Annotated in this window: 14 protein-coding genes; 5 read left to right on the top strand and 9 right to left on the bottom strand. The window is 46.7% G+C overall.

Features of this window, described 5'->3' with window-relative positions; all coding sequences use genetic code 11:
• Nucleotides 1-55 precede the first annotated feature (55 nt).
• Nucleotides 56-853: a copper amine oxidase N-terminal domain-containing protein gene (locus tag MHB54_RS14455; protein WP_023990893.1), complete on the bottom strand. Its 798-nt coding sequence runs from the start codon at nucleotides 851-853 to the stop codon at nucleotides 56-58.
• 332 nt (nucleotides 854-1,185) lie between these two features.
• Between MHB54_RS14455 and MHB54_RS14450 the strand changes: the two genes are divergently transcribed.
• Complete coding sequence (locus MHB54_RS14450) at nucleotides 1,186-3,741, top strand: LamG-like jellyroll fold domain-containing protein (protein WP_264454411.1); 2,556 nt, start codon at nucleotides 1,186-1,188, stop codon at nucleotides 3,739-3,741.
• 104 nt (nucleotides 3,742-3,845) lie between these two features.
• Here MHB54_RS14450 and MHB54_RS14445 read toward each other — a convergent pair whose 3' ends face one another.
• Entirely contained in the window at nucleotides 3,846-5,027 is a 1,182-nt protein-coding gene (locus MHB54_RS14445; RefSeq protein WP_023990895.1) for an NAD(P)/FAD-dependent oxidoreductase, read from the bottom strand.
• Between the two features lie 27 nt (nucleotides 5,028-5,054).
• The gene (locus tag MHB54_RS14440) at nucleotides 5,055-5,486 is read right to left on the bottom strand and encodes a DUF1641 domain-containing protein (protein ID WP_013312528.1); all 432 of its coding nucleotides are present in this window, start codon (nucleotides 5,484-5,486) and stop codon (nucleotides 5,055-5,057) included.
• Nucleotides 5,487-5,985: 499 nt separating this feature from the next.
• On the opposite strand from MHB54_RS14440, the gene MHB54_RS14435 reads away from it, so the two are divergent.
• Complete coding sequence (locus tag MHB54_RS14435) at nucleotides 5,986-6,381, top strand: rhodanese-like domain-containing protein (RefSeq protein WP_023990896.1); 396 nt, start codon at nucleotides 5,986-5,988, stop codon at nucleotides 6,379-6,381.
• A gap of 24 nt (nucleotides 6,382-6,405) precedes the next feature.
• Here the strand turns inward: MHB54_RS14435 and MHB54_RS14430 are convergent, their stop codons facing one another.
• A complete protein-coding gene (locus MHB54_RS14430; protein WP_023990897.1) occupies nucleotides 6,406-7,239 on the bottom strand; it encodes an HNH endonuclease in 834 nt (277 codons plus the stop codon).
• 264 nt (nucleotides 7,240-7,503) lie between these two features.
• Here MHB54_RS14430 and MHB54_RS14425 point away from each other — a divergent pair, with 264 nt between their 5' ends.
• Nucleotides 7,504-8,997 carry an alpha-amylase gene (locus MHB54_RS14425; protein ID WP_023990898.1) on the top strand — a complete coding sequence of 498 codons (1,494 nt, stop codon included), beginning with the start codon at nucleotides 7,504-7,506 and terminating at the stop codon, nucleotides 8,995-8,997.
• 64 nt (nucleotides 8,998-9,061) lie between these two features.
• Here the strand turns inward: MHB54_RS14425 and gpmA are convergent, their stop codons facing one another.
• The 5 genes from gpmA to MHB54_RS14400 all read right to left on the bottom strand — a co-directional run bounded on the left by gpmA (nucleotide 9,062) and on the right by MHB54_RS14400 (nucleotide 14,925).
• A complete protein-coding gene (gene gpmA, locus MHB54_RS14420) occupies nucleotides 9,062-9,811 on the bottom strand; it encodes a 2,3-diphosphoglycerate-dependent phosphoglycerate mutase (protein WP_025721385.1) in 750 nt (249 codons plus the stop codon).
• A 134-nt stretch (nucleotides 9,812-9,945) separates the two neighbouring features.
• Nucleotides 9,946-10,686, bottom strand: coding sequence for a Bax inhibitor-1/YccA family protein (locus tag MHB54_RS14415; protein WP_023990900.1), 741 nt, complete (start codon nucleotides 10,684-10,686; stop codon nucleotides 9,946-9,948).
• Between the two features lie 148 nt (nucleotides 10,687-10,834).
• Complete coding sequence (locus MHB54_RS14410) at nucleotides 10,835-11,122, bottom strand: hypothetical protein (RefSeq protein ID WP_023990901.1); 288 nt, start codon at nucleotides 11,120-11,122, stop codon at nucleotides 10,835-10,837.
• Nucleotides 11,123-11,365: 243 nt separating this feature from the next.
• Complete coding sequence (locus MHB54_RS14405) at nucleotides 11,366-13,660, bottom strand: glycoside hydrolase family 2 protein (RefSeq protein ID WP_340981681.1); 2,295 nt, start codon at nucleotides 13,658-13,660, stop codon at nucleotides 11,366-11,368.
• A gap of 200 nt (nucleotides 13,661-13,860) precedes the next feature.
• Nucleotides 13,861-14,925 carry a LacI family DNA-binding transcriptional regulator gene (locus tag MHB54_RS14400; protein WP_023990903.1) on the bottom strand — a complete coding sequence of 355 codons (1,065 nt, stop codon included), beginning with the start codon at nucleotides 14,923-14,925 and terminating at the stop codon, nucleotides 13,861-13,863.
• 180 nt (nucleotides 14,926-15,105) lie between these two features.
• Between MHB54_RS14400 and pepT the strand changes: the two genes are divergently transcribed.
• Together pepT and MHB54_RS14390 are read left to right on the top strand one after the other, a co-directional pair.
• On the top strand, nucleotides 15,106-16,341 hold the full coding sequence (gene pepT / locus MHB54_RS14395) for a peptidase T (RefSeq protein WP_264454409.1): 1,236 nt from the start codon (nucleotides 15,106-15,108) through the stop codon (nucleotides 16,339-16,341).
• Nucleotides 16,342-16,541: 200 nt separating this feature from the next.
• Nucleotides 16,542-17,378: a methyl-accepting chemotaxis protein gene (locus tag MHB54_RS14390; protein ID WP_023990905.1), complete on the top strand. Its 837-nt coding sequence runs from the start codon at nucleotides 16,542-16,544 to the stop codon at nucleotides 17,376-17,378.
• Nucleotides 17,379-17,549 lie beyond the last annotated feature (171 nt).

The raw sequence follows: 17,549 nt of genomic DNA, 5'->3' as shown, positions 1-17,549 counted from the left end.
AAAGGCCCTTAAGCCTTTGTCGCTTTTTTATGATGTACAAGCAACATACATTCCACTACTTAATTAATCTGCCAACAGAAGTAATATATTTTATATAATCTTCATCCGCATTGGTTGTATCGATATTCATTGTATAAACCAAATTACCAGGACTGGTTATTTTAACTTTGTAAAACATACTGGGTTTAGAATAAGGATATACACTATAGGTCCCTTTGCTATAAACAATCATAGGATTAAAGTCAATTTGCTTGAAGGCGGGCGATAAGTCGCTCTTATACGTAGCATGAATATTCAATACACCTTGCCTTTGATCCCAGTCAAAGGAAATAAGATCAAATGCATTCGCATCAATGACTTGGGCCAAGTCTTGTCCCTTAAACCTCATAAGAACTGGACTTTCCGTAAAGCTATCATGCCTTAGCTTCAATAAGCCACGCTTGGAATCCCACTCCATCTTCGCATCTGTATCTTTCAACAAAATGGATACCGGTAAAAACATTGCATTACTTAGCATGATAGGGACTGTGTCCATTGTCATGGGTTCGCCGTTAACCGATATATCGGGTGATCCAATCGTTGCCGTTACATTACGGTCTAACAGATCAACAGAAGCGGTTTTGTTCGCTGCATTATAAGTTACTTTACCGCCCAGTATATCCTCAGCCACTTGGAGCGGTATAAGCAGCCTTCCCTTCTTATCCACAAAGGGGGATGCAGGGTAGGTGTATAAAACGTAATGATCATTGACCTTCAAGTGTATGGGGGTATGATCTTGAGCCGATGCCAAATTCGAGTTTGTAGTAGCAAAACTTAGTACAATCATAAGGCAGACCAACAGTCTGATTTTCATAATGCTCTCCTTTGTTAGCGTTTAGGCTAAAACAAAAATTTGTTCAAGTAACAGTTCTTACGACTTATTTTTCATAACTAGCTTATCCTCACAAAAACATAACGTCAACCATAATTTATAATTTTTACCTAAATAAAGATCATACCATCCAGTTGGCTCACTCTAAAATAATGAGGATTCACCTTACAGGTATATCTCGGTGTTGGATGCTAAAACCTTCCTTATAGCCATATAATTCATAAATACATTAATAATATTTATAAATAGAAAGGTATTTAGCAATGAAAGCAGAATATATCTCTGTATTCCAATTTAGAAAGGGGCAAATGTGTATGATGAGAAGTTTTGTTAAACGTAAAGTCAGGAAAAGTATTGCAATAACACTAACATTATTATTAGCAATCGCAAGCGCACCATTAGGTGCAATAGACGCGGCGGCAACGGTGCCAGACCAGAACAATAAGCAAGATGCGCCAACCTTCTCTAATGTATCGGTTCATGACCCTTCCATTGTCAAAGAGGGTGACACTTATTATGTATTTGGGTCACATATCTCTGCGGCGAAGTCAAAAGATCTTACAAACTGGACTTCTTTTGCAAACGGTTACACCACGCCTGGAAACACACTTTACGGGGATTTATCGAAGAATCTGGCCGGATCTTTCGCTTGGGCGGGTGAGAATGATGCGGATAGTAAGGGAGGATTCTCGGTATGGGCGCCCGATGTATTTTGGAATGAGCATTATGTCAATGAGGATGGGACAAAAGGGGCATATATGATTTATTATAGTGCATCTTCCACCTACATTCGTTCCGCGATCGGCATTGCAGTTGCACCCAAAATCGAGGGTCCATATCAATATGTGGATACCATTATACACACTGGTTTTACGAAGGAGACTGCATTCGATAAAGATAGCAAGGTAGATAAAAAATGGACAAATACGCCGATTCAACAACTTATTAAGGAAGGCAAGCTTGAGGGGCCCAGACCGGGATGGTTTAATACCGATGGTTCTTATGCGAATCGGATGTTCCCAAATGCAATCGATGCAAGCGTTTTTTACGATGCAAACGGTCGCTTGTGGATGACGTATGGATCATGGTCCGGGGGAATATTTTTACTGGAGCTAGATAAAGCAACTGGCAAACCCATGTACCCAGGTAAAGATGGAACTACAGAAGACGGTCGGCTCATTGATCGTTATTTTGGCACCAAGATCGCAGGCGGATACGGTGAGTCAGGGGAAGGTCCGTATATTGAATACAACCAGGAGACGGGTTATTACTATTTGTATGTAACCTACGGCGGTCTTGCAGCGGACGGGGGGTATAACATGAGGTTATTCCGTTCCAAGAGTCCGACAGGACCTTATAAAGATGCCAAAGGACAGAATGCTGTTTTGCCAGCAAACACCAAAAATATAACTTATGGCAACAAGTTAATAGGTAATTTCTTGTTCGATAGTAAAATAGGTGACCCCGGTACAGACACTGGCTACGGCTATGTTTCCCCTGGACACAATTCTGTATACACCGATCCTGCTACTGGACAAATGTTTGTCGTCTTTCATACCCGATTCCCTCATCAGGGGGAGACACATGAGCTGCGTGTACACCAAATGTTCATGAATCAGGAGGACTGGCCCGTCGTAGCTCCTTATCGTTACGGTGGCGAGACGCTTACAAAGCTAGATGAGAAACAATTCATTGGCGATTATCAATATATTAATCATGGCAGTGATTCTTCGGCTACGATCAAGAATACGCAATTCATTCAGCTTAAAGCAGATCATACCATTGAAGGCGATGTGCAAGGAACATGGCGCAAGTCGGGGGATTCGAATATCCAATTAACACTGGATGGTGCTATATTGGATGGGGTGTTCTTAAGACAATGGGATCAGGTTACGAATCAATACATCCTGGCGTTTACAGTTTTATCGAATAAAGGTGAGATGGCTTGGGGCAGTAAGCTCCCTGATATGACCGATACGACAGTAGTGGACAGTGTGTATCGTGAATTAGATCTTGGCGATACAAGTCGGGTGACGGCTAGCCTGAATCTTCCGAAGGAAGGCAGTCGGCAATCCCGGATTACCTGGAAAACTTCAGACCAAAGCGTCATTACGGATACAGGTGAAATCAAGCGTCCAGGAATCGGAGAAAAGGCTGCATCTGCCACTTTGACAGCTACTATTACCAAGGGAGAACGTAGTCGGGACAAAATTTTTAACATCACGGTATCCCCTTATGAGAAGGCAACATTGACTGCGTCATACACGTTTGAAAATAATCTAGAGGATCAGCAAGATGCTTTTGCTAATGGCGAAGTTATCGGTGACCGAATCGATCGCCAGGGAGGAAGTGTGTCCTACGCTGAAGGCGTAAGAGGCCAAGCTGTAGTCCTTGACGGAAAGTCAGGCATTGCTCTGCCTGCAGGACTCATATCCAGCTCAGCATATTCCGTGTCACTGTGGGTAAAACCAAGCGAATTGACTGTTCATACACCAACTTTCTTTGGAGCTATGGATAGTAATCACTGGATTAGCCTTTTGCCAAGAGGACCTGAGAAGGATAACACAATGGTCTGGTCCGGCAGCTCATCTTGGTATACCGGCAGTACCGGCCTAAAGATCAAAACAAATGAATGGACACATCTCGCCTTCACTGTAGATCGTGGAATGTTAGCCGTGTATGTGAATGGAAAGATTCAATTTACCGGCTCAGGATTTCCAGATGTCTTTACCTCTAAATCTGGATCATTCAGCTTAGGTGTCAACTGGTGGGACCCTGCGTTCAAAGGATCTATTGATGAGCTGAGTATATTTGAAGGTGCGCTCCCCCCTGCACAGGTGGCGGAGTTAGCGAAGATGAAAGTGAATTAAGACTAATGAATCGTGAGTATCGCTAGTGTCGAAAAGAAAAGCTACAAAAAAGAGAGCGCTGAATAGCGCTCTCTTCCAATGAACCATATAAAATGTAAGAAATATTAATAGGCCAATGCAAAAAGTCCTTTGATGTGGGACAAGTAACGGATGTTACTGCCTTCCTTCATCAAAGTGGCTACAGCGCCTTTCAGTTGGGTGCCATTCGCGCCTACAGTACCAATCGCGTCTGTTCTGCCCAAGCTGCCCAGTGTACCGGAGAATACTGGTGTAAAGCGTTCCATTTTCGCTCCGTTGAAATAAGCGAAGATGTTGTAACCAACTAATTCGCCCATTTGCCAAGCCAACTGTGCAGTTGGTGGGTATGGACGCTCGCCTTCACTCGGGAACACCACTGCACTGTCGCCAGCGAGGAAGATGTCTTCGTGAGAAGTCGATTGCAGCGCACCATTCACAGTTGCGCGACCACGGTTTACTTCAATACCAGATGCGCCAACCAGTGCATTACCTTGTACGCCGCCTGTCCAGATCAGTGTGTTCGTTTTGATCGAACGTCCGTCTTTCAAGAGAACTTCGTCAGCTTTCATTTCTGTAATCGGAACACCCGCTACGATTTGAACGCCACGTTTTTCAAGGCTTGTTACTGCACGATCAACCAGTGGTTGAGGGAAGCCTGCCAAAATAGATGGTCCAGCTTCTACGCAATACAAGTTGATATCTTCGTAGTTAATACCTTTTTCGCGACAAATTGCAGGCAATTTGTCAGCATATTCGCCCACCAGCTCAACGCCAGTCAGACCGCCACCACCGATAACGATTGTAGCGTCCGCTTGGTTACCGGATTGCTTGTAAGCATCCAGACGAGCTTCCACATGTGCGCGAATGCGATTGGCTTCTGCCACTGATTTCAGCGTGAAGCTATGCTCTTGCAGTCCTGGAATACCGAAGTAAGCCGTTTCACTGCCCAGGGAAATAACGAGAGCGTCATAGCTCAACGTAGCGCCACTGGCCAAGGTTACTTTTTTATCGTCAGGCTTGATTTCGGAAACAGTATCCACTTTCAGGATAATTTCCTTGTTACGCAGCAGTTTTTCCAAAGGAAGCGCAACAGCTTTTTCAGCAATTGTACCTGCCGCCAAACGGTGCAGTTCCGTAATAATTTGGTGCGACGCAAAGCGGTTAACCACTGTAATGGTTGCTTGGCTAGCGTCCATATGCTGGCGTGCTGTAAGAGCGGCCAGCAATCCGCCGTATCCGCCGCCCAAGATCAAAATTTGCTTCGACATGTCCATCCTCCGTTCTTGATCAGGTAATTATTTGCTTTCGCGTTGGCGCTCATTCAGAATATCCAGGAAAGCCTGGCTGAAACGCAGCGTTTTTTGTACATTCGGATCTTTAAGCATTTTGAGCAGGCCAAACAGACCTACACTGCCGTCTGTAGTTTGTACACGGTCATTTGCTTCAATTGCAGCAGAAGCCAATCCTTTAGCCGAATCTGTAACAGGCTTCACAAACTCTCCCATGGAGCTTTTCATATCTCCGATAAAGACAGGGTCAGTCGCCAGACTGCGAGCTACATCATAAGCGTCGGTCATCAAAGTAACCATCTCAGTCAACTTGGGCAGATTTTCTACCAGCACGGTCAGCGATTGCTGAACCTCCGGTTTCATCAATTGGTCCAATACATCCCGAGACTCTTTGGTAGCTTCTTGTGTTACTGCCACCTCTTGTTGGTTTTCAGACATGCGTGAACGTCCTCCTTTACTGTGAAAATAGAAGTCCATTCCTTTCTCGTAACCTGTATCCATAAACTCTAGCAATAAAACGTGCATTGAATTCACGCCCTAAACATGCAAGAAGCACAGCTAAAACCGGCCTATACCCTAAAGGGCAAGACTGATTTATCGCAGATGCCAATTGTATATTGCTCAGACGGTATTCTGTTGTTACTGCTGCGGAATATCCCACGAAGCGCTCCTTCGTGACTACAACAGGCCGAAACGGAACCCTATACCTCTATATTACACCTTTCACAACACAATCGTCGAAGAAATTTTAAATTTGCACAAATTTCTGCAAAATTTTTATTGTTATTTTAGATAAAAATTAGAATAAGCTCGATTTTTGTCCAACTTTCCTTAAAAAAAGGGTCATTTTATGCTAGAGGAGGGTAATAGAGAGCGTACGTTTCAGTTCGATAATATGAAAATAACACAAAATATATTCATACGGAGGTTTAAAATGATGGCTAAAACATTTGGAGATATGGTTCAAGAGGCGAGACAGCACGTTCAAGGCATTGATTCACAGGAGGCACGTCAGCGAATGGAGGCAAATCCTGATACATTCGTTATCGATGTACAGGACTCCCATGATGCAGGCGCTTGCGGTCTGATTCGCGGAAGCGCCAATATTTCATTGGGCATGCTGCCCATCCGCGCTGACTTGGAGGTTCCACAGGATTTGCGTGACGAACGTCTACGTGACCGCAACCGCCCGATTATCACCACTTGTGGGGCAGGCGGACAAGCTGCATTGGCAGCTTATACACTCCAGCAGATGGGCTTTACCAATGTAGCTTTTATCGAAGGCGGAACAACAGCCTGGAAGGAATCCGGCTTTGAAGTAGAACTGTACTAAGGGACCTACGCTCCAAGAATCGCCCTACGTACGTAGGGTGTCTTCAGAAGTATCAGGATTATCAGGTGCTTCGAAATCATCAGGAGACGGCTGCGGCACACCAGATTCAATGAACTCATCTACATCGCGGGCAGCCTTAACTTGATTGCATTCATTGCAAGCACATACACAATTGACCGGCGTCGTGTGCCCCCCTTTTGCCCGAGGCAGTAAATGATCAATCGTGTCACCGTAGTCTCCGCAAAAAAAGCAAGTATAGCGGTCACGCTTAAGCACATATTGACGAAATTCCTTGTTGCTATACAGTCTGCGCACGGTGTATGGATTAACAATCACCGCCATACGCTCTCTGACCAGGGTCATGGCCAGATCAAGCTCAATCTCTTGATGCCAGCGTCTCCCCTGGTCGGTTTTGCCTCTTAGCCGAATCATGCCATTGCGATTGAGCCGCAATGCCCGGGTATCCGCAGGCTTCAGCCTGCTAAGCAGATGCCGAACCCGTTGCCGGTGGCGCTCACGCGCTTTATCCGTGACCAGCTTCCTGCGGGGGCGTTGTGCCTCCATAGGTAGTGGCGCCTCCAGGCTGTGCGCAGCCGTATTTGCTTCAAGGCTATGCTGCGTCACGGGAGCAACCGAGGGGTTCGTTTCCTCGCCGGAAGGAGCGGACGTAGCCGCACGTTCTTGCGGGGCCGGGGCCAACCCTCGGCAGGAACGGCAAGGACCACGCCGTGAATAAGGACCAGCCCGGCGACCCGTTCTGCGCTGAAAGTCCGTTAAAGGTTTCATTTCCTGACAATACGTACATTTTTTAATCAGCGGTTTGCTCGCTTCATCCTTGTTCTGCTGCGGTTCTGTCACGTCCACCCCTCCTTTCCTCTGTTGCTCGTGCTTTACGGTTTTCACCAAAACCCGAACTATTGTTAAGTTAGATTCATTTTACCGTTTTCACGTTCCCTTTTCTAGCTACCCGAGTCGTTGGGAACACTTAGGTATAACAAATTTTAATGATTTAGCATACGTTATACAGCGATCCTTGTTCTTCATTCAGCATCATATTGACCGTCTGACGTTTAGCCCCCCTCACTTGGTGGGTAACTTGTTATATATGAAGGAGGGACGCACATGAAAAGGAACCATACGATGATGCAATTTTTCGAGTGGAATGTCGAAGCTGACGGTTCTCACTGGAAGAAGCTTACCCGCCTGGCGCCGGAACTGAAAGCCAAAGGAATTGACGCGATATGGATTCCACCTGTCACCAAAGGCCAATCGCCCGAGGATACGGGATACGGCGTCTATGACCTTTATGATCTGGGCGAATTTGACCAAAAAGGTGCGGTGCGCACCAAATACGGAACCAGGGAAGACCTGCTGGAGGCTGTTGCCGCCTGCGTTCGCCACGGTGTGGCCGTCTATGTCGATCTGGTTATGAACCATAAGGCTGGCGCGGATGAAACCGAAGTGTTCAAGGTCGTCGAGGTCAATCCGGATAACCGCAATGAGGTCATTTCCGAGCCCTTTGATATCGAGGGCTGGACTAAATTTACGTTCCCCGGCCGTCAAGGTCAGTATTCCACATTTCAATGGAACTTTGAACATTTTAACGGAACCGATTACGATGCAAGCCAGGACCGGACAGGAATCTATCGTATTTTAGGTAAAAATAAAAGCTGGAGCGAAAATGTAGATGATGAATTCGGCAATTATGATTATTTAATGTTCGCCAATATTGATTATAATCATCAGGATGTGCGCAAAGAGATGATCCGCTGGGGCAAATGGCTGGTAGATACTCTGCAATGCAACGGATTCCGTCTGGATGCAATCAAGCATATTAATCATGAATTTGTACGAGAGTTTGCTACAGAAATGATTAAAAAACGCGGACAGGATTTTTATATGGTAGGCGAGTTTTGGAAACCGGATCTGGAATCGTGTCAAAAGTTCCTCGATACCATTGATTATAAAATCGACCTATTTGACGTATCCCTCCACTACAAACTACATAGCGCTTCCTTGGGTGGCAAGGATTTCGATTTAAGCACCATTTTCGAGGATACGCTTGTTCATACCCATCCCCTGAACTCGGTTACTTTTGTCGATAATCATGATTCCCAGCCGCATGAAGCGCTTGAATCCTGGGTGGAGGACTGGTTCAAGCCCAGCGCCTATGCACTTATCTTGCTGCGCAAGGACGGTTATCCCTGCGTATTCTATGGCGATTACTACGGCATCCAGGGACAAACGCCCGTCAAAGGCAAGCAGGCTGAGCTAGACCCGCTTCTATATGCCCGATACCATAAAGCTTATGGTGAGCAAAAAGATTATTTCGATGATCCCCATACGATTGGATGGGTTCGTCAAGGCGTGCCTGAGCTGGAAGGCTCCGGATGTGCTGTGGTGATCACCAACGCAAATGACGGAGAAAAGCGCATGTTCGTAGGCAAACAACATGCAGCGGAAGAATGGATAGATTTGACCGGGCGTCACGATCATACTGTAAAGATTGAGCAGGATGGCTACGGCATATTTCCCGTTCGTGCCGGCAGTGTATCGGTGTGGGCACTTCCCGCAGAGGAAGACAGCCAGGAAACAGAAGAAGAAGCGAACGCTTAATCTATACCCAACACAAAGAGGACAGGATGCGAGGAAGCGCCCTGTCCTCTTTGTGTATGGAAAGTCACTCCGTTACCTTGCTTTGGTTGGCCACAGCCTGCTTCTTAGCCTCTACATGACTCGGATCACCGAGATAAAAGCGCCGTATGGGATCTATATGCTCATCCAGCTCGTACACCAGGGGAATGCCTGTGGGAATATTCAAATCCAGCAATGCGGTTTCGTCCAGATTCTCCATATACTTGATTAAGGCCCGCAAAGTGTTACCATGTGCAGAAATGATAACTCGATCCTTTTTGAGAATCAAAGGTACAATCCGCTGCTTCCAAAACTCACCGACCCGATGCACTGTGTCCTCCAGACTTTCCCCAAGCGGCAGCTCTTCTGGCTTAATATTGCGATAACGCTCTTCCCGATGCGGACTCCGCTCGTCCTTCTCATCCAGCATGGGTGGCCGCACTGTTAGGCTACGCCGCCAGATATGAACCTGCTCCTCGCCGTATTGCACGGCGGAATCCAGCTTGCTAAGCCCTTGAAGAGCACCGTAATGGCGTTCATTCAGCTTCCATGACTTCTGCACAGGTATCCACAGATGATCCAGCTCATCCAAGATGTGATACAGCGTGCGGATAGATCGTTTTAGCACAGAGGCAAATGCCAAATCAAACGTATATCCAGCCTCCTTGAGAATACGTCCCGCCTCAATGGCCTCATGAGTCCCTTGTTCAGTCAGGTCCACGTCCGTCCAGCCCGTAAACAGGTTTTGTCGGTTATACACGCTTTCTCCATGCCTAACCAGCACCACTTGATACATACACTCACTCCTCTCCTGTCTGTCTTTATGTTTTACCCAACTTCTATGTATTTAACGTAAAATGCAATTTTTAAACCGTCTATTTAATACAAAAAAGGACGGCATTCAGCCATCCTTTTCTTCTCACCCTGCACTTAGTCCCTCTTACTGAACTTGGCCAACAGATCCAAAATCCGTACATACAGCCATACTAGAGTCACCAGCAATGCAAAAGCACCATACCATTCCATATATTTGGGTGCACCTTGATCTGCTTGCTCTTCAATAAAATTGAAATCAACCAGCAGATTCAAAGCCGCAATGATCACGATAAATAAACTAATACCAATACCCAGCCAACCCGTTTCATGGATATACGGAACATTCATACCGAAAAAGTTCAAAATAAAATCAACTAGCGTCACCAGAAAAATCGCCATCGTACACAGGACAACGAATGAGATAAAGCCGCGTGTCACCTTGATGATTCGCTGTGTGTACATAAAGAGCATTAAGAACAAAATACCCACGGTCAGCAAAATGGCATTGGCTACAATTCCAGGGTACTCATACTCCATAAAGGCTGAAACGCCACCCAAAGCAAAACCACTCAGAATCGCATATACAGGAGAGAGTAACGGAGCGGTTTTTGGAAAAAAGGATATCGCAAGTGCTACGCCTGCCATACCAATAAAGCCTGCCGTCAGCAAGGATAGCACCTCTACGGTTCCCTCGTAGGTCATGTACCAGGTAATGCTGCCAGAGACGATGAGCAGAACCAGCAGAAGCAACGTTTTGTTCACCGTTCCTCCGATGGTCATGCGTTGTTCACTAGCTTCTCTTTCATCTTCGCGCAAAAAGATGTCATCACGTAAAACTGGATTGCTAAAGCTCATACAGGGTACTCCTTTTCGATGTTGTTGTTTGCTATGCTATATGTATATATCGGCACAATATGAAAAAAGTTTCAGAAAATTTCAAACAAAAAAAACTCTAACCTTGCCATACGGCAAAGCTAGAGTTAGAGGGTCAGGTCGTTACAGGTTAAAAATCAGCCGTAGCAATTTGGATGGTGCCTGTCACAGCTCCAGCTGGAGTAGCTTGGAGAGCAGCTACCAGCAACAAAGCCACTTCTAACGTCAGACTATTGGCTGCCGGGATAACATACGTGATCACGGGAGCATTGACACGTGTAACAACCAGATCCACCGGATTGGCACCCGTGTTATTCACGGTAATTGTAGCATTATTACCGCCTTTCAAATTTTCAAAAAAGGATTTACCCACACCCGCAGCGAGATTGTAGATTTGCGAAGGTAAAAGGATCGCCATAAAACTCACCTCCCTTGCGTTTGATAGTGTATTCTATGCTTCCAATCTATGAGCGTAACGTTAAGTGACTCAGTAATAAGACACAATTTAAAAGACTCATAGATTAACATACCCTAAGCTATGCCAAAGAGGAGTTGCCCTCTCAGATCCCTTTCAGAATCTGCGGACAACTCCTTTTTTAAATAATGGAAGTCTCAAACGGTATACAAGCGGCTAGTAGGATTGTATGTTGCCTTTGCTCCCTTATTGCACGTGAATGCTCAATTCCTGCGGACCGAAACGGGAAGGCGCAGAAACCTTCACACGAATTTGTCCAGCCTCCCCCTTCGTACGAATCCAGAATGCAATGCGTCCACCAATTAGGGATAAGCTTGAAGGACCGATCAATTCACCCACCCCTTCGACCTCCACCGAAACTGGATCTGCATAGAACGGCAAGACGTTGCCGTATTCGTCCAGCGCATCCACTACTACTCGGGTTACGTCCCAATCGCCAACTTCCAGCACCATATCATCTGCAGCTACCCGCAGCTCTGTCGGCACCGGATTACGTGAATAGTATTTGCGGGTCACTTCTTGCCCATCTACGTATCCAATGAATACAGCGTCTTCCCACTTCATGCCCCAGTGGCCTGTCAGCTCGTCGATCACGACAGGGGGATGAGGAAGCGCCGGGTACTTCTCTCGGTTCGGACGATAAACACCTTTGCGCTCATGACCGTAGATGAACTCCACCTCATCACAATTGGTGAACACGACCAGCGGCACGATGCCTCCAATATTCCGCTCACCACGCGACCAGTAAGTGACCGGCTCCATAACGATTTCCTGTTCGACGTTCTTCTGGCTCCGGTACACACTCGCTGCAAATTTAGGCAGGCGGAACATATCCATGACACCGTGGTAGCAGATTTTATCACCGGAACCAAAATCAGCATGCGTGTTATAGTCAAAAGCACACCAACCAATCGCCCCGGCAATGCCCTCATCGGCATAGGAAGCATTTTGGACCCGCGTATGGCGCAGTGCATGCTCCATTACCCGTTCCTCCTGGTCAAAGCGCTTGGTCGGGTACATATGCCCGTTATATTCCGTTACCAGATAAGGGACCGGATGATCCAGCTTTGTAACGAGAGACGGCTGGCGCAAGCCTGTCGTTTCGCCATCTACGCCTTCTGTATCGTCATACGTATCAAAATTGCGAATTTCCTTCGCCAAATATTTTTTGTGCCCACCATCATGAACAAAATCATTTATCGTATATACATCTTCCAATAGCTCACTGCCTACAATATAACGCACACCACCCGTAGCACGGGTCGGATCTAGCTTTCGTGCTAGCTCATTGGTACGCGTGTACAGATCATGGTCATCCTGCGACTCATTAATTCGTACCCCCCAGATTACAATGGAGGGATGATTACGATCACGGATAATCATGTCCTCTACGTCCCTCACCGCCTGCTCCTTCCACGCTTCACCGCCAATGTGCTGCCAACCCGGTATCTCTTCGAAAACGAGCAATCCGATCTCATCACAACGGTCTAGAAAATGACGGGACTGAGGGTAGTGGGATGTCCGTACCATATTCAGCCCCAGCTCCTCCTTGAGCACATCTGCATCACGACGCTGCGCTCTTTTAGGCATAGCATAGCCAACGTACGGATAGGACTGGTGACGGTTCAAGCCAAGCAGCTTGATCTTCCGCCCATTCAAGTAAAAACCGTCCGGCTGAAATTCGGCCTCGCGGAAGCCAAAGCACACGGTCACCTGATCCAACTCTTCTCCGCTTCGTAGCAGCGTCAGCTTCGCTTCATATAGCTTGGGATCATCTATATCCCAAAGTTGCAGGCCGCCCAGCTCTTTCAGCTCCAGCGTTACTTCCGCCGCCGTCACCGCTTCCAGCCCGGTCTCCGCCTTCACGCTCGCTCCGTCCAGCAATTGCAGCGCGACCGTCAAGTCGTCCTGCTGATCGCTGATGCCCTCCAGCTCCACGACCACGCGCACCGCCTTATTTGCCGCAAGCGGCTCCGGTGTTTGGACGAATACCGTTCCGAGATGTACAGGCTCCACTATTCGTAGCTGCACTTCGCGATAAATACCGCCGTAGGTCAGATAGTCAATGACTGCCCCAAAGGGAGGGATGTCGTCCCGTTCCGTGGAATCGACAATGACCGTGAGCACATTGGGGCTGCCATATTCGGCAAGTTCGGTCAATTCAACGCTGAACGGTGTATATCCACCTTTATGCTCCCCCGCTTTTACCCCGTTTAGAAATACCTGGGCATAGGTCATGACTCCTTCAAAATCAACATACACTCGCTTACCTTTGGCATCTGCCGGAATGTTCAACTCTCTTTTATACGTAGAAATAAACTGAAATGCCTTGTCGTCAAAATAATTATACGGAAGCTCTACATTGGTGTGCGGCAGCTGAATTGGCTCATACCGACTTGCATCAATGCCTGCACTTACTTCGCTCTCGACATATTCAGGAAGATAAAACCATTGGTCATTCAACGGCAAAATGGTACGCATGGGCAGTCACCTCAACCTTTTATTTTCCACTCTTATACCATAGTAAAATATTTAAGTAAAAATAACGAGTAAAACTTAGTAAAACAAATATATGTTCAATGTAAGCATTTACAAGGTAATTGTCAATCCATTTTTGTATCTTTTTATATCAAAAAAACAACCCCGGTAAGCCGGGGCTGTCCAAATCAATAACGCCGATTTTATTGGGTATCGGTATGTAGCGGCGCACTGCTGTTGCGAATCATTAGCTCGGTCGGAATGATGACCTTCCGCCCCACCTCGTTTGCACCGTTGCGTACTGTATGCAGCAAGAGCTGAACGCCCGTCTCTCCCATCAGTTCGGTATGCGTTTTGACCGTTGACAGAGATGGGGTCAAATATTCCGCTGTCGGAATATCATTGAAGCCAACAATTGAGATACGTTCCGGCACCGCAAGGTGATGCTGCTCCAGCGCCTTTAACACCCCAATAGCCACCGAATCGCTCGCGACAAAGAAGGCTGTAGGCAGGCTTTCTGTTCCTGCCAGAATAGCCGCTTCCATCGCACGGAAGCCGTCTGCCGCCGTTCCTCCGCACACATGAATATCATCCGACGTGCACAGCCTGTGCTGTTCCTGATACCGTAAAAACGTCTCATAGCGGGCATCTAGCTCGACTCGTTCGGAATCATGGGACTGCTCATCCTTGCCCATACCTACATATCCGATGTGACGATGGCCTGCGTCCATCAAATAATCCAGTGCATCAGCCGCAGCGTGAGCAAGGTCAATGACCACATAGTCTGCCCCTGTTCGCTCTACCGGATGATCCAGAAAGACGCAAGGAATGGGCAGTTCCAGCATACGTTCTACCTCTTCGCTGCTAAAATGCCCCAGCACGATCAGCCCATGTAGCCCTTCGGATGACGCCTTCAGCGCAGTCAGGTCCTCTCTTCTGAAAATACGCTCCAGCTGCGCCCCGCTTTGGCGGCACTCTTTTTCCACGCCAAACCGGATAGACAGATAATAAGGGTCTTCCAGTTCCTCGTACGCGCTAAACCAGTGCACCATGCCCAACCGGATGGGTCCCTCTGCCTTCTTGCGGGGCTGACGACCAATACCGCCATTTTTACGTTTAACCGTCGTATATTTCATGCGCTCGGCAACCTCAAAAATTTTACGCCGCGTTTCCTCAGAAACAGACAGTGTTTCATCATAATTCAGCACTCGGGAGACCGTGGATATCGAAACCTCTGCCTCCTGGGCGATATCTTTTAACGTAGGCATTGCAGACTCCTTTAATGGTTTTACTCTATTTTTACTTTTATTTTACTATTATCTTACTCGTCTCCCCTGTGCAACACAACCCGTCATTCCGAAAAGGGTCAACCATTTTTTTCATATTATAAGCCTAATCATGATAAAATACGTACCATAATAGAAATGACACCAAGGAGGATACACACTTTGAAACAGGAACTGATTGACCGCCTGACTACATATGTTCAGGTAGATACCCAATCTGATGAAAGCAGCCACACTTGCCCCACTACACCCGGACAGCTCACATTGGGCAACCTTTTGGTGGGCGAATTGAAAGCCATTGGTATGACAGACGTAACCATTGATGATCATGGTTATGTGATGGCAACCCTTCCCTCCAATACGGATAAAGAGGTTCCCGTCATCGGTTTTCTCGCTCACCTCGATACGGCTACCGAGCTGACTGGCGCAGGGGTAAAGCCGCAATTGACGGAAAACTATGATGGGGGCGATATCACGCTGAATGCTTCGCTTGGTGTGGTTCTTTCTCCACGTGAGTTTCCCGAACTGACTCAATATAAAGGCCACACCCTGATCACAACAGATGGTACCACCCTGCTCGGTGCAGACAACAAAGCCGGGATCGCAGAAATCATGACAGCTATCCACTACCTGATTGACCATCCAGAAATTCAACATGGCAAAATTCGCGTTGCTTTTACACCGGACGAAGAGATTGGAAGAGGACCGGAACGCTTTGATGTAGCCGCTTTTGGCGCTGAATATGCCTATACGGTAGACGGCGGACCGCTCGGAGAACTGGAGTATGAGAGCTTTAACGCCGCAGCCGCCCATATTACCATTCACGGTGTGAATGTGCATCCCGGTACGGCTAAAAACAAAATGATCCACGCTGCCAAAATCGCTATGGAGCTGCATAGTCGGTTACCTGCAAACGAAGCCCCGGAATATACAGACGGATATGATGGCTTCTATCATCTCTTGGAGTCTACAGGTACGGCAGAACAAGCTAAACTGTACTATATTATCCGTGATTTTGACCGCGAGAACTTTGAAAACCGGAAAGCTTATTTAACAAATGTAGTCAAAGAGCTGCAGGCCGCATATGGAGAAAACCGTATTGCACTGGAGCTGAGAGATCAGTATTACAACATGAAAGAGAAAATAGAGCCAGTCAAGCATATCGTCGATGTCGCTTATGAAGCAATGACAAAGCTGAATATCGAACCCATTATCAAGCCGATTCGTGGCGGTACAGACGGTTCACAGCTATCCTACATGGGACTGCCTACCCCGAATATTTTCACAGGTGGGGAGAATTACCACGGTAAGTTTGAATATGTATCGGTGGACAACATGGTACTTGCTACCAAGGTTATTGTGGAAATCGCACAACTGTTCGAGCAACGCGGCAAGTGAACTACCTATACACAGCACTGACACGTTAAGATTAAATAGAAGGCATATCGTTCCGTAATGGAAACGGTATGCCTTTTTTTCTGAAGCTTTCATTTCCCTTTAAATTTTCAATATCTTTATAACTTTTATCCGTCTTTAGACCGACAACTATATACGAGACTATAAAAAATATATCTAGTAAAGAAAGGTAGGTTATCTATTTGAATACAATAGATGCATTAATTGCAGCCATTCCCTACATACAACAGATTATGCGTGAGAAAGTGACCCTTGCTCTCTTCGACCGCACTCATGTCCTTATGTATACCCAATCGGAGGGTATGGATCTCGGCTTTGAAACAGGCTCGGAGCTGCTCGAGGACTATAAAGATTTTGCCATGCTTAAAAATGGACGTGAGGCCAGCCTGACCCACATTCCTGCTGAAATTCTAGGGTTTCCTCTTGATATGATCAGTATCCCTGTATTTGACGAGAAAGGTGAAGTCATCGCAGCATTTGCGGCCTCTTATAATTTGACTAACAAAAATCAACTGGATCAAATCGTATCCGAGAATCGCTCCATCACCGAGCAGCTCATTGATATGGTACAGCATGTAGCGGCTCATTCCGAGGAGCTTCAGGCAACCAGTGAACAGATTTTGAAAAACACTCAAATCGCCGTACAAAACTCGGGTAAAATCAATCAGGTAGCTGTGTTCATCAAGGAAATTTCCGATCAGACCAACCTGCTTGGATTGAATGCAGCGATCGAAGCCGCACGTGTAGGAGAAGCAGGAGCAGGCTTTGGTATCGTCGCTCAAGAGGTGCGCAAGCTATCCGTAGAATCCAAAAAGGCAACGGTCGATATTGAAGGAGCCCTTAAGGATGTACAAAACTCCATTCGTCAAATGGAGCAGGAAATTGAGCAAATTGTTTCTTCTTCTCAGGAGCAGGCGACTCTGGTAGGCTCCTTCACTGAAGTGATGGAGCGTATGCAAAAGGCGAGTGAAACGATGCAACATCTGGCCAATGACCTGACTTCGTATGCCATAAAATAAATCTTGGGATAAAAAAGGGGAGCACACTGATCGCAAAATGCGTAAAAGTGTGCTCCCTTTATGTACAAAAGCCCTATCGGGCTTGATGGTCTAAATCTGAAACTCAAGCAGTATAAGAAAAAACACCATGATTTGAAGGAAACACTGGGTCTAACCCTCCCAAAATATTTC

Source organism: Paenibacillus sp. FSL M7-0802 (genome assembly GCF_038004945.1).
Lineage (GTDB): Bacteria > Bacillota > Bacilli > Paenibacillales > Paenibacillaceae > Paenibacillus > Paenibacillus polymyxa_B.
Note: the sequence above shows the minus strand (reverse complement) of the source record. Positions and strands in the feature narration are given on the sequence as shown.

Bases quoted from the DNA above. Each gene is read 5' to 3' on its own strand.
- MHB54_RS14455 (WP_023990893.1), bottom strand. From the start codon at position 853: ATGAAAATCAGACTGTTGGTCTGCCTTATGATTGTACTAAGTTTTGCT.
- MHB54_RS14450 (WP_264454411.1), top strand. From the start codon at position 1,186: ATGATGAGAAGTTTTGTTAAACGTAAAGTCAGGAAAAGTATTGCAATA.
- MHB54_RS14445 (WP_023990895.1), bottom strand. From the start codon at position 5,027: ATGTCGAAGCAAATTTTGATCTTGGGCGGCGGATACGGCGGATTGCTG.
- MHB54_RS14440 (WP_013312528.1), bottom strand. From the start codon at position 5,486: ATGTCTGAAAACCAACAAGAGGTGGCAGTAACACAAGAAGCTACCAAA.
- MHB54_RS14435 (WP_023990896.1), top strand. From the start codon at position 5,986: ATGGCTAAAACATTTGGAGATATGGTTCAAGAGGCGAGACAGCACGTT.
- MHB54_RS14425 (WP_023990898.1), top strand. From the start codon at position 7,504: ATGAAAAGGAACCATACGATGATGCAATTTTTCGAGTGGAATGTCGAA.
- gpmA (WP_025721385.1), bottom strand. From the start codon at position 9,811: ATGTATCAAGTGGTGCTGGTTAGGCATGGAGAAAGCGTGTATAACCGA.
- MHB54_RS14415 (WP_023990900.1), bottom strand. From the start codon at position 10,686: ATGAGCTTTAGCAATCCAGTTTTACGTGATGACATCTTTTTGCGCGAA.
- MHB54_RS14410 (WP_023990901.1), bottom strand. From the start codon at position 11,122: ATGGCGATCCTTTTACCTTCGCAAATCTACAATCTCGCTGCGGGTGTG.
- MHB54_RS14405 (WP_340981681.1), bottom strand. From the start codon at position 13,660: ATGCGTACCATTTTGCCGTTGAATGACCAATGGTTTTATCTTCCTGAA.
- MHB54_RS14400 (WP_023990903.1), bottom strand. From the start codon at position 14,925: ATGCCTACGTTAAAAGATATCGCCCAGGAGGCAGAGGTTTCGATATCC.